At 41.8% G+C, this 12894-nt stretch carries 10 protein-coding genes and 1 pseudogene; 6 read left to right on the top strand and 5 right to left on the bottom strand.

What is annotated here, in order from left to right; translation table 11 throughout:
* Positions 1-62 precede the first annotated feature (62 nt).
* Positions 63-557: an amidase domain-containing protein gene (locus tag MKY27_RS01885; RefSeq protein WP_339197286.1), complete on the bottom strand. Its 495-nt coding sequence runs from the start codon at positions 555-557 to the stop codon at positions 63-65.
* Positions 558-701: 144 nt separating this feature from the next.
* On the opposite strand from MKY27_RS01885, the gene MKY27_RS01880 reads away from it, so the two are divergent.
* Both MKY27_RS01880 and helD read left to right on the top strand, forming a co-directional pair.
* Positions 702-1724: a DUF2804 domain-containing protein gene (locus tag MKY27_RS01880; RefSeq protein ID WP_339197285.1), complete on the top strand. Its 1023-nt coding sequence runs from the start codon at positions 702-704 to the stop codon at positions 1722-1724.
* 20 nt (positions 1725-1744) lie between these two features.
* Positions 1745-3967, top strand: coding sequence for an RNA polymerase recycling motor HelD (helD, locus tag MKY27_RS01875; RefSeq protein ID WP_339197283.1), 2223 nt, complete (start codon positions 1745-1747; stop codon positions 3965-3967).
* Positions 3968-4118: 151 nt separating this feature from the next.
* On the opposite strand, the gene MKY27_RS01870 is transcribed toward helD, so the two are convergent.
* Positions 4119-4994 carry a GNAT family N-acetyltransferase gene (locus tag MKY27_RS01870; RefSeq protein WP_339197280.1) on the bottom strand — a complete coding sequence of 292 codons (876 nt, stop codon included), beginning with the start codon at positions 4992-4994 and terminating at the stop codon, positions 4119-4121.
* Between the two features lie 309 nt (positions 4995-5303).
* Between MKY27_RS01870 and MKY27_RS01865 the strand changes: the two genes are divergently transcribed.
* On the top strand, positions 5304-7307 hold the full coding sequence (locus MKY27_RS01865) for an EAL domain-containing protein (protein ID WP_339197277.1): 2004 nt from the start codon (positions 5304-5306) through the stop codon (positions 7305-7307).
* Between the two features lie 34 nt (positions 7308-7341).
* On the opposite strand, the gene MKY27_RS01860 is transcribed toward MKY27_RS01865, so the two are convergent.
* Entirely contained in the window at positions 7342-7827 is a 486-nt protein-coding gene (locus MKY27_RS01860; RefSeq protein ID WP_339174946.1) for a threonine/serine exporter family protein, read from the bottom strand.
* A gap of 65 nt (positions 7828-7892) precedes the next feature.
* The gene (locus MKY27_RS01855) at positions 7893-8639 is read right to left on the bottom strand and encodes a threonine/serine exporter family protein (RefSeq protein WP_339174945.1); all 747 of its coding nucleotides are present in this window, start codon (positions 8637-8639) and stop codon (positions 7893-7895) included.
* A gap of 174 nt (positions 8640-8813) precedes the next feature.
* Here MKY27_RS01855 and MKY27_RS01850 point away from each other — a divergent pair, with 174 nt between their 5' ends.
* Positions 8814-10205 carry a polysaccharide deacetylase family protein gene (locus tag MKY27_RS01850; RefSeq protein WP_339197274.1) on the top strand — a complete coding sequence of 464 codons (1392 nt, stop codon included), beginning with the start codon at positions 8814-8816 and terminating at the stop codon, positions 10203-10205.
* Between the two features lie 150 nt (positions 10206-10355).
* Here the strand turns inward: MKY27_RS01850 and MKY27_RS01845 are convergent, their stop codons facing one another.
* A complete protein-coding gene (locus MKY27_RS01845; protein ID WP_339197271.1) occupies positions 10356-11114 on the bottom strand; it encodes a 5-oxoprolinase subunit PxpA in 759 nt (252 codons plus the stop codon).
* A gap of 89 nt (positions 11115-11203) precedes the next feature.
* Between MKY27_RS01845 and pxpB the strand changes: the two are divergent.
* Positions 11204-11903, top strand: a pseudogene (pxpB, locus tag MKY27_RS01840) (5-oxoprolinase subunit PxpB); the annotation flags it as partial.
* Positions 11899-12828 (top strand): biotin-dependent carboxyltransferase family protein, encoded by a 930-nt coding sequence (locus tag MKY27_RS01835; protein WP_339197269.1) that lies wholly within the window; start codon positions 11899-11901, stop codon positions 12826-12828. The pseudogene pxpB and the gene MKY27_RS01835, both read left to right, overlap by 5 nt.
* The last annotated feature ends 66 nt before the right edge of the window (positions 12829-12894 follow it).

Raw genomic sequence — 12894 nt, 5'->3', positions numbered from 1 at the left:
TAATGGCCCTAAAAAGCAGAAAAACTCCGCTTATTTCACCGCTCTCACCACAATAAGAACGATCAAAACTGATCCGCTATATGGTAGTAATAATACTGCATATTCGGCGTGTAGGCAGTGGAGTCTTCGTACGTATAGAGGCGATCGCTGCTGTTCGATGTATGAGCATTCACATACGGAACCCCCTGCTTGATACGCGTCACAATTGTGCTGTGATCGATACGGCCGTCCCCCGTAAAATCGTAAAAAATAATATCCCCCAGCTGCAGTTCACTTGCCGAGTTTACCCTTGTCGCGCGAAGGCCCTGTGTGGATGTTTCCAAATACCAGCGTAGGGAGTGTGCAACAGACCAGCTATAACTCCAGCGCTCCGGTTGCCCGATCATCCACCAGCCCTGCCCCCGATTCGGCGCTCCCCGCATTGGTGCCCCTCCAGCACGTAAACATTGGGAAATAAAATTTGTACAGTCATCCCGGAATACCGGATATTCAGGATTAAAGCTGTCCCACCATCTATTTGCATAATCAACAGCAGCCGCCCGATTATAAGTAGACAACGATCTTCTCCTTTTTTCACAGCGTATGTCGATTACTTTCTAATTATGAAAGTGTTGTGAATGTAGAGCAAAAATCCCCTGTTTTTGTAAATGTCTGCTACAATTATTTTATTGAAATTATGAAACGGTTAGGGGGAATTATGAATGACACAACATGCAGAAAGGGAAATTTTTCTTCCTATAGCCCTTTGCGATAAAAAAGGTAATTTAAACCCGGAAGCAATCGGTTTTGCAAGAAGACCTATTATCGACAGTAATTTGTCAGGGCATTTTATGCGCAAGAAAAAGTGGAATTACTGGTGTGTATATGGCGAGGAGATTTTATTTTCCGCGACAATCAGTCATATGGATTACGCAGCTGTATGCTTTGTTTATTTCCTCGAATACGAAACACAACGCTACTTTGAAAAAACAATTTTAATTCCGCTTGGGGCAAAAGTAAAAATGCCGACACAAGTGCTGGAAACAATTCAATATAAAAATTCCGAAATGTCCATACAACTTACATACTTCAACCGCGAGACCCATTTAACCGTAACCGCTCCTGATTTTGACGGTGATCCTTTACACGCTGAGCTGACGATTGCACATCCGAAAGACGATGACTCCCTAAATGTAGTCATTCCATGGAATCGCCGAACTTTCCAATTCACGGCGAAACATCACACATTGCCAACTACGGGAACTGTAAAAATCGGCAATCGTACCTTTACGTTCACACCGGAAGAAAGCTTTGCTGTGCTTGATTACGGCCGCGGTGTATGGCCGCGTGAAGCAATATGGAACTGGGGCATGGCATCACAGCGTGTGCGTGGGCAGCGGATTGGATTAAACTTTGGCGGTAAATGGACAGACGGAACAGGCATGACTGAAAATGCTATCTTTATCGACGGTCAAATGACGAAAATACATGAAGATGTTTTATTTCACTATGACCGCACTAATTTCATGCATCCGTGGACGATCAAAACGAAATTTACCGGTCGCGTCAACTTAACTTTCACTCCATTTTTTGAACGTGTGGCAGAAACAAATGCAAAACTCATCGTTTCCTCGGTTCATCAGATGGTCGGTTATTACGATGGATTTATTCAACTCGATGATGGCGAAACACTGCATATCCAGCAAATGCTTGGCTGCATTGAAGAACATGTTGCAAAGTGGTAGCACGTTAGGGGGGAATTTTAATGACAGCGCAAGATTTTAAGCAGGAACAACAGCGTCTGCACGAAACGATCCATTATATGGACCAGATTTTAAATAGTTCGAAAAAAGATATTGAAACGGCACAGGAAAATATCCGTACTGCGATGGCCAATGTGGAATATTTGGACTCCAGTGACAGCTTCCTCAACATTTTAATGAATACACGTTTTTTCGAGCTTGCCCGTAATCAAAAAGAAGGGTTGGAAGCGATTCGGCAAAAACCGTATTTTGCACGTATCCATTTCCAGCGTGAAAACGAAAATGAGGAGTTTCTTTATATCGGAAAGACTTCACTTTTCCATAGTGAAACCCATGAGCCGATTATTGTTGACTGGCGCTCCCCTGTCGCAAACGTCTATTACGATGGTCGCCTTGGCGATATTTCTTATGATGTCCGGGATGAAACACATTCCGGTCATTTGTTTGCCAAGCGCCAATATAAAATTGAAAACGGCGAGCTGATCAATTATCGCGACGTCGATTTAACTACAAATGATGAACTTCTGCAGGAAGCGCTGGAAGGAAAAGCCGATGTCCGCTTAACGGAAATCGTTTCCACTATCCAAAAAGAACAAAATGAAATTATCCGTGCGCATCTTCGTCAGCCGATTCTTGTACAAGGTGCAGCTGGTTCAGGGAAAACAACGATCGCCCTGCACCGGATTTCGTATTTCCTTTACACGATGGGCGAGCATTTCAATCCAGAGCAGTTGATGATTCTTGCACCAAACCGGTTATTTATCGACTATATTGCCGATGTATTACCGGAGCTTGGCGTCGATAAAATTTGCCAAACAACATATGCACAATATGTGCTGGATGCACTGAACCTGAAACTAAAACTGCAAAATCCGAATGAACAGCTCGAGCAGCTCATTGCGAACCCTTCCGTCCAGCAAGAGAGCGCCATCCTTTCGAAAACAAAAGGCAGTCCATTTTATGAGCAGATGATGAACCGCTATATCGAACACCACGAACAGAAGCTTGCTGCATTGTTTGATGATGTCTTCATTGAAAAATACCGTATTATGAAGGGCGAGCATTTACGAAAGCTATTTTTGGTGGAATTTCATTATATGCCTGTCGAGAAACGGCTTGAACGTATTAAAAAGGTAATCCAAACAGAGGTAAAAAGGAAAACCGCAGCAGTGCTCGCGACATTGAATTCGCGCTATGAAGATGCGATCGGCCGTGCACTAAGCGGCATGCGTGATGCAGATAAACGCCGACGTACAGTGACAAAGCTTATCGATGAACGGGATGCCCGCATTCCAAAAATTAAACAGGAAGCAAAATCCGTTGCAACGGTCTATATGAAAAAATTCCAGAAAGTAAAAGTGAAACAGATGTACCGTGAGCTTTTGACGAATCGGGAATTGCTCGGTGAAGTTGCTCCTGAATGGCCTTTTGAAGAAGTGGCGCATTTTATAAAATCGCATCAGAAAGAACGTTGGGTGCTGGAAGATTTGGCCGCCCTTTACTTTTTACAGGCTAAAATCAAAGGCATCGATGACAAGTGGAAAATGCGCGTCGTCTTTATCGATGAAGTTCAGGACTACAGCTATTTTCAACTTGCTGCCTTAAAAGCCGGTCTCGAAACGGATATGTTCACAATGGTTGGCGATCTTGCACAAGGGATCCACAGCTATCGGTCACTGACAGAGTGGCAGCCGGTACTCTCTCTTTTTCCGCGCGCAACATATGCAACACTTCAAAAAAGCTACCGAACAACAATTGAAATTATGGATGTCGCCAATGAAATTCTGATGCAGATGGATGAGGATTTACCGCTTGTTGAACCGGTTGTCCGTCATGGGAAAGTACCTGAATTTATTGCCGCAGAAAGTTTTGATGCCGCTATTATTCAAGATGTCCTTGGAAAAATTCGCGCCAATCAGCATCAATCCATTGCACTTATTTGTAAAACAACAGAAGAAGCCGTCCAGTTAATCGAACAGCTGGAAAACTCGGATATCCCCGCACAGCTGCTCGATGAAAATTCAGCAATCGATCAGCAAAAGCTTCTCGTTATTCCAAGTCACTTGGCAAAAGGCTTGGAGTTTGATGCGGTCATTCTCACATCCTTTGACACACCTTATGATGACAATCCGCTTGACCGGAAACTGCTCTATGTTGCCTTAACCCGTGCCATGCATGAGCTTTATCTCATCGGTCCATCAAAAGAAGCTTTTTTAATGAAGTGAGCGAGGTAATAACTTAAAAGCACCAATCGCATGCTTTGAATGCGCTTGGTGCTTTTTTAGTAATGACCATCATAACCGTTCTTTTTCTGCATAAAAAAAACGCTCAGGTAATCCTGAACGTTTACTTTGTAAGCAGTTGAATCCAATCTGCTTATGATCCAATATAAATGTAATAATCAAGCTGGGATGACTTCATAAAGCCGGCTTTTTCATATACGTGAAGGGCTGCCATATTTTCGACTTCCACATCAAGTAAAATAGTTTTATCACCTGACCGAAGCGCATAGTCTTTCACTAAATTTAAAATTTGCGTACCGATTCCTTGGCGCTGTCTGTTCGGAGATACCGCAAATGCCGTAATCCACTGTACTTCGCCTTCTTTACGGGTCGTTACTGTTCCAACAACTTCCCCATCCATTTCGGCTGTCCACATAACTAGGCCTTCTGTCGTTGTATTAAATTCAATCAGTTCCAGCGATTCCTCACGAATATCACCAAACGCTTCGCTGAAAATCGAGACAAGTGCTTCTGTGTCCTTTTGCATAAACGGGCGTAAAGTAACAGGGCCTTCTTTTGACAGAACTTCCGCCTGGGCTTCCAATGTGGCTTCGGAAAAGCTGTATAAATACCCGTTCTTTTGAAGAAATTCTTTACCATAATGCGAGCCTTCCATGATTAATGCAAGCTCCCCTTCACTTTCACGCATCATTAGTCCTTCTTTCAGCACGTTCAATATCGCTTTTCCGATTCCAAGTTGACGATACATCGGTGCAACGAGCATTGACCATTCATACGTATTTAACCCCATTAAATCGACTGCAGTACCTGCTCCGACAAGCAAATTCTTTTCATCATCATATACAAGAACATAAAATCCTCGCATTTCATAGCTTTTTGCTATCGGTAAATTCATGACTTGATTTAATAGTACGCCATCACAAACGGCCGCAGTTTTACATAATTGCTGTACTTCTTCATATGTTTCTTCATCTAAAGGAAACGACACTGTTATTGCCGATAAATTCATTCTTTCTACTCCAATTCTAACTACTATAATTTCTTTATTTTAGTAAAGCTATCGAAGTAACGCAATACTCACGCATAAATCCTTTAAAATTCTCTTTCCTTAAATATTATTTTCATTAAAAATAAAACAAATTCATGATACAATTTTTCTAGTAAAGATGCATAATTTTAACTACTTATTACCCAATAATAAGGTATAATAATCCTATGCATGATTATTTTTTACAAATAAAAATTCATCTTAAATGACTAAACGATGTTATTTAATTATAATTGCAATATGAATTAATTAATTAAGGAGACTTAACTTATGACAAAAGAACAAATCTATTCTACTAGTACTGAGCCACTACTAGATACCCCTTTTCCTTCTTTTGTACTTTTACCTAATGGTACACTCGTTCATGGAAATATCCGTCAATTAGACTATCCAACAAAAGATACAAAAGAACTAATCGGAAATTCCATACACGATACGCTATTTTCAGAAGTAGGTGACGATGTCATTGAATCTATTTTAACAAGTTCGGTAGCGTTATGTTTGCACAACATTCCTCTTTCACTGAAAGGTCAATCTTCCAAAACTTGCACTCTTTATACGAAGCCGACTGTCTTTGCAAATGAGCAAGCAATTTCTGTTCTTTGTATTCCAAATGAAGAAGTCCGTTTAATGGATGAAGAACAGCAGCATTTAGTCGACCTTAAAAACGGGATCCACCAATCATTCATGACCGTTACACTTGACCAGGACGGCTTTATTACTCAAACAAATCAGCCATTTTTAACAGCAAGCCGCTGGACACCAAAACGGGTCATCGGGAAAACATTGTGGCAATTGTTTCCGCAAAATCCGGAATCGGAAAAATTAGTCCTGGAAATTTGGAAAACGTTGCAAAATGGGCAAGTTTGGCAAGGTGAAGTTGAGAAATTAACAAAGGATGAGCAGCTTTACTGGGTACACTTAACGGCGATTCCGATGATGGGTAAAACATCTGAAAAGAACGAGTATTTGCTGATTGAGCGGAATATTACAAAAGAGAAAAAGATTCAGTTCCAACTGGAGAAAATTGCATATATCGATACAGAAACTGGAATGATGAATGTCCACCGTCTGGAACAAATCATCGGGGAAATGATTGAAGAAGAGCGCCATTTTTCATTCGTTTACTTAAGTATCGATAAGTTTTACACAATTAAGGATTTACATGATGGCGTAGCCGGAAATTCCCTTATCCTGGAATTTACGAAACGCATGAAAATGTATTTCCAAGATAGTACGATGGCTCGTATTAATGAAAGTGAATTTGTCGTAATTACACCATTACCAGAATGGTTTACACAAGGTTTCCTGAATTACTTACAGCAAAATCCAATCTACAGCGGTAACGTAGCAGTTCCACTTTCATTAAGCGGCGGGATTACACGCTTCCCGGAAGATCAAATGACATTCTCCCAATTGATGAAGGCATCTTTGGCTACGATCGCTTCTGTACGGAGCGCGGGCGGTGACAGCATCGTTTCCTTATCAAAATCTTCGCATGCTGCATTAAACCGCAGATCGATTGTCGAAAAACGATTACTGCTTGCATTAGATCAAAAAAACCTGCATGTTCTCTACCAGCCTCAACTTGATTTAAGAAGCGGTAAAATTACTGCTGTCGAGGCATTAGTCCGTTGGGATGATGAAGAAATCGGCACTGTTTCGCCTGATGAACTGATCCCTATTGCGGAAGAGACAGGTCTCATTAATAATATCGGTTCGTTTATGCTTGAGAAAGCATGTGAACAAGCGGTCCTATGGAAAAATGCGGGCCATCCGATCAAAGTGAGCATCAACTCTTCTGTACGCGAGTTCCGTGATAAAAATATGGCCAAGTCCATTTTGGAAACACTTGAACGTACTGGATGCCCGGCGAATTTACTGCAAATCGAAATTACCGAAAAGTTTGCATTGGAAGCTGAAGCTGAAACAGGCATTATTAAGCAAATGCGGACACTTGAAAATGAAGGCATCGTCTTTGCACTAGACGACTTCGGTACAGGTTACGGTTCGTTCCGCTACATGCAGCTTCTGCCGATTTCGATTTTAAAAATCGACCAGACATTTATCCGCTCGCTGAAATCGGAAAAAAACCAGCAGCTCGTAAACGGTATGGTACAGCTAGGAAAATCAATGAATCTTACGGTCGTTGCAGAAGGTGTGGAAACAGAAGAACAAATGCAGTTCCTGACAAGCATCGGCTGCGAGGTCATCCAAGGTTACTACGTAAGCAAACCAAGCTCTACAGAAGAAATTTCATCATTATTAGGTTAAATAAAAGCTCGTAAGGCAACTGATATTCAGTGCTTTACGAGCTTCTCTTTTTTACTTTTGTAAAAGATTGAATCGAAGTTCTCCCTTTTCTCATTAAGCGCAGGATAATCTGCATCATGACTTCCGCAAATACAAGTCCCATCGCAATTGCGCCCGAAATCATAAATGCCCGGATTCCATTTTCCAGCCCTGCAATATAATCAAGCTCCATCACATTGCGCATCGTACTGTATGCAATGCCCCCTGGTACGAGCGGAATTATTCCGGAAACACTAAATATGATCATCGGCATCCTAAATTTACGCGCAAAGAAATATGCTACTAAAGAAACGACAAATGCCCCAAGAAAGGATGCGCGAACATCATCCAGTCCGCCTTCGAACAGAACATAATATACCGCCCACCCGACAGCGCCGACGAAACCACATGCCGGAATTGTTTTAATCGGGGCATTAAAAATAACACCAAAACAGGCGGTCGCAATAAAACTGATAAAGATTTGAACTAACACATGTTCCACCAACGAACGCTCCCTTCCAATCGATCATACCTTGGAATGATCACACTCCGAATTGATCCAAAAACTTATAGCGAAAGCACAAGTGCAATACCTGAACCGATCGCAAACGCCGTTAAAAAGGCTTCGGCACCTTTTGCCATCCCAGCCGTGAAATGTCCTGCCATTAAATCGCGGACTGCATTCGTAATGAGCAGACCCGGCACGAGAGGCATGACCGAACCGATAATAATTTTGTCTATTTCCGTACCGACATTAAAATGTACTGCGATATATGCAACAGCACCTACCCCTACCGATGCTAAAAACTCGGAGAAAAATTTAACACGTGTCATATTATGAAGAATCGTCACAATATACAGGCCGACACCACCTGCAACAAAGGCTGCCGGGATATCCGAAATCGTCCCTTTAAACAGCAGTAAAAAGGCACTACTCGCTAAACATGCCGCCAAAACTTGAACAAAAATCGGGAGGAAATAATTTGTTTTTTCTATCTTCTTTAACTCGTCATACGCCTGCTCTAATGTTATCATTTGAGATGTAAGCTTACGTGAAACATTGTTTACAAGCACAATTCGATGTAAATCCGTAATTCGTGTTGGAATCGATGTAATTTGTGTAGGCTGCGTTTTACCTAGAGAGAAAATAATACCTGTCGGCGTCACATAGCTTTGTGCATTCATCATATTTTGAGAACGGGCCATTCTGAGCATTGTATCTTCCACTCGATACGTTTCAGCACCGCTTTCAATCATAATACGACCTGCAAGCAAAAAGCAGTCGAGCGCCAGTTCCGTATTTTCAGCATTCATTCAAGGGACCCCCTTCCACTTCTTAGCTCATATTACTTGAAGCAATCGGAAAATAACAGTCTTTTTTCGTACAATTTATGCTGACAGAACAGTGTATTTCCTTAAAATTCACAATGACTTTCATTCTGGAAACAGATAATAGATTATCCCAATTAGAAAGGAACCCGGTACATCATGACAAACCCTTACAGAAAACGGCGTGGTCCTTGGATTGACTTACTTCTTATTGGCGCGATCGGTGTTTTAGGTGCCATTATCGTGTTTTTAACTTTTATAAGCGATGACCCGATTTTCCGGCAAACCGATAAAACATCCGCTAAAGAACATACGATCACAGAGGAAGCATCAAAATTCCCTGGTATAAAAATTGTCACTGATCAGTCAGATGACAAGAAAATGCCCTATACCGTTCAGTATCCGCTAACGGAATATGAAGCTTTTAATAGCGCGGTAACGACATATATAGAACAATCAAAGCAATATTACATAAGCATGATGCGCCTGCAGCAGGACTCAAAGAAGTTAACAGGCGACCTTACGATAACTGTTGAAACATTCGAGCATGATCATTATTACTCCTTTGTTTTAACGAATAATACGGTTTTAACTACCGAAGAGAAGCAAACAACGATCGAAACATTTCTCATTGATTATGAAACAGGCGATTTGATCGATATACGTGCTCTTTTAAATGAGGATTTAGCCAGTCTGAAAACTTTTGCAGCACATGTGCAATCGGAAATGCTTAAAAACCCAGCTTATAAAGAGTATGTATTAGAAAAGGAGCTCGCATTCGCTACCGAGCCAAAATGGCGTTTATTTAAACGTTTTGCTTTGAAAGACGACTCGCTTTTTATTTATTTCAATGAAGGTGAAGTGACAAAACCGGAAGCAGGTGTTCCGGTAGTGGAAATTCCTTTGTCATTCATCAACCCGCTTCTGGCTTCTGATTTCCAAATAGAAATGCAATCTGAAACTACGATTATTCCTACTGATAAAGAATCATCGAAAAAACGGATCGCCCTTACATTTGATGATGGTCCTCATCCGGAAGTAACGAAGCAGATTTTAGCGCTTCTGGAAAAGTACAATGCCAAGGCCACTTTCTTTATGCTTGGAAGCCGGGCGCAATATTATCCGGGCTTAGTACGTGAAGTGCTGGATAGTGGGCATGAACTCGGTAATCATACGTGGTCACACCCTGTTTTAACGAAAATGACTCCAGCTGAAATTGAAAAGGAGTACAATTCTACCGAGGAAGCAATTATCCATGCGACGGGTGAAAATTCAACTGTTTTCCGTCCTCCTTATGGGGCGATTAATGATGATGTGCGAAACACGATTCCATGTAAATCGGTCAACTGGACGATTGATACACTTGACTGGAAGTACCGCGATTCGGAAAAATTGTTCCCGATGGTGAAAAAGGCATTGCATAATAATGCAATCGTTTTAATGCATGATATCCACCAATCTACGGTAGATGGACTGGAACCTGTCCTTGCCTACCTACAAAAGGAAGGCTATGAATTTTTAACGGTTTCAGAGATTTTGCCGTATCATTAAAAGTGACTTAAAAAGAGTGACGATATATAATCGCCACTCTTTTTTGCATAAGCTTGAACTTATTCCTCAATTAAGAGTAATTAATCCTCACTTTTATTGGGTTAATCCTCAAATTCTTACACTTAATCCCCAATTGAGATCAATTAATCCTCACTTAAATGCTTTAACCGCTACCCCCTGCTGTTCCAGTTCCAGACGTGCGCGTTTTGCAAATTGCACGGCATGTTCACCGTCTCCATGTACACAAATACTATGAGCCTGCAATGCCACTTTCGTATGATGAACAGAGGTAACGGTCCCCTCCTTCACCATTTCAATAATTTGAGCAATCGCTTTTGCCTCATCTGTAATGAGCGCATTTGTCATAGAGCGGGATGTTAATGTACCATCCGCCTGATATGTACGATCCGCAAATACTTCATGGATTGTTTGTAAGCCGTATTTTTCACCGGCAGCCGTTAACTGACTTGATGCCAAACCATATAAAAGAAGTCCTGGTGATACATCATGAACAGCCTTTGCAATAGCATCGGCAAGCTCCTCATTTACCGCCGCCATATTATAAAGCGCTCCGTGCGGTTTCACATGCTGCATCTTCACGCCTTTTGCTGTCAAAAAACCTTGTAGTGCACCAATTTGATAAACAACCAGATCATATGCTTCCTGCCATGAGATTTTCATTTCTCTTCTCCCGAAACCGTTTAAATCCGGTAGTCCTGGATGCGCACCGATTTGTACATTATTCTTAATCGCAAGCTCTACCGTTTCACGCATGACAGACGGATCTCCTGCATGAAATCCGCAGGCAATATTGGCGGACGTAATATAACGAAGAATCTCCTCTTGCTCCCCCAGCCTATAACGTCCAAAGCTTTCTCCCAAATCACAATTAATATCTACTTGAAACATAATGTCTCCCCCAACTTTGGAATTATCTGAATGTTATGCTATTATCATGCCATACATAAGGATTCATTCCAATAATGAGGTGACATTTCATGCCGGCACTGCAATTTAAACAACTTAGCGACCAAGCACTGTTCGTTCAGTTCAGTTCGACGATTAATGAACAAACCCACCAGCAAATCCAGCAGGCAATTGCGATTTTACAGGAACATCCATTCCCGGGACTAATGGAAATTGTGCCAAGCTATACAAACTTCTGTGTGTATTACGACCCGTTTACAGTGCGGAAATCTTTGCACCAGGAGCATAATACAACGAGCGCCGAAAAAGTTCAGCATTATATTAAAAGTCTGCTTGAGCATCAACATCAGGAAGCTCCCCATGAAAGCCGGTTAATTGAGATTTCCGTACTTTACGGGGGTGAATATGGACCCGATTTAAACGAGGTTGCGGACATCAACGGCCTAACACCTGAAGAAGTCATTGCAATCCATACATCTCAGGAATATCTTGTCCACATGCTCGGCTTTGCACCAGGTTTTCCGTTTTTAGGCGGGATGGACAAAAGAATCGCAACACCGCGCCGGGCTATACCAAGACTTGAAATTATGGCTGGTTCAGTCGGTATCGCAGGTGAGCAGACAGGCATTTACCCGCTCTCAACACCAGGAGGCTGGCAAATAATCGGTCGTACGACGACACCGTTATTTTTACCGGAACAAAATCCGCCGTCACTACTGCGAGCAGGTGACCGTATACGCTTTGTCGCTATTAAGGAGGGACCTTCATGCTAAAAGTAATCAAACCCGGATTGTTCAGCACTGTTCAAGATGCAGGGCGTACGGGATATCAGCAATACGGTGTTATTGTAAGTGGTGTCATGGATGCAATCGCTTTTCGCATCGGAAATGCCCTACTGAAACAGTACAATAAAGCAGCAATTGAAATGACATTAATTGGCGGCACATTCGAATTTCTGAAAACGACTGCAATTGTATTGGCGGGCGGAAAAATGCACGCAACAGTTAACGATAACCCGGTCCCGATGTATAAAGTAATCCCCATCAGAAGAGGTGATGTATTAAAATGCGGTGCCATTGAAAACGGCGCAAGAAGCTATTTATGTATTGCGGGCGGCTTTTCTGTTGAGGAAATACTCGGCAGTTGCAGTACTTATATAAAAGCAAGCTTTGGTGGTTTTCTTGGACGAACGCTTCAAGTGAATGATTTGATTTCTTATGAAGAATCGTTCAATCCGTATCATACATATCAAGTAAACACAGATCAGTTTTATGAACGAAAGCACATCCGCCTATTAAAAGGGACCGAATGGCATGAATTCAGCCCTCAAATGCAGCAACGCTTCATCGAACAGCACTATACCATTTCGCTTGAAGCCGATCGAATGGGTTACCGGCTGGAAGGACAAAATGTAATTTCACTGGAAAAACCATTTAATTTGCTTTCTGAAGCCGTTACAATTGGGACGATTCAGCTCCCTCCAAGCGGACAGCCTATTTTACTGATGGCAGATCGACAAACAACAGGCGGCTATCCAAAAATCGCTCAAATTATTTCGGCCGATATACATAAAGTTGCACAGCTCAGACCGAAACAGCCACTTCATTTTGAACTGGTCACACTCGAACAGGCAGAACAAGCGTATTTTCAACTCGAACAACAGCTGAGATTATTGGAAACCCTTTTGAAAAACTAGCCATTTCTAAAAATTCACGAGTATAATCGCTATCTTCTATAAGACTTTTGTAACTTTTTTTCATTT

Origin of the sequence: Solibacillus sp. FSL R5-0449 (genome assembly GCF_037975215.1) — a bacterium.
GTDB lineage: Bacteria > Bacillota > Bacilli > Bacillales_A > Planococcaceae > Solibacillus.
This window is presented reverse-complemented; position numbering and strand designations above follow the sequence as displayed.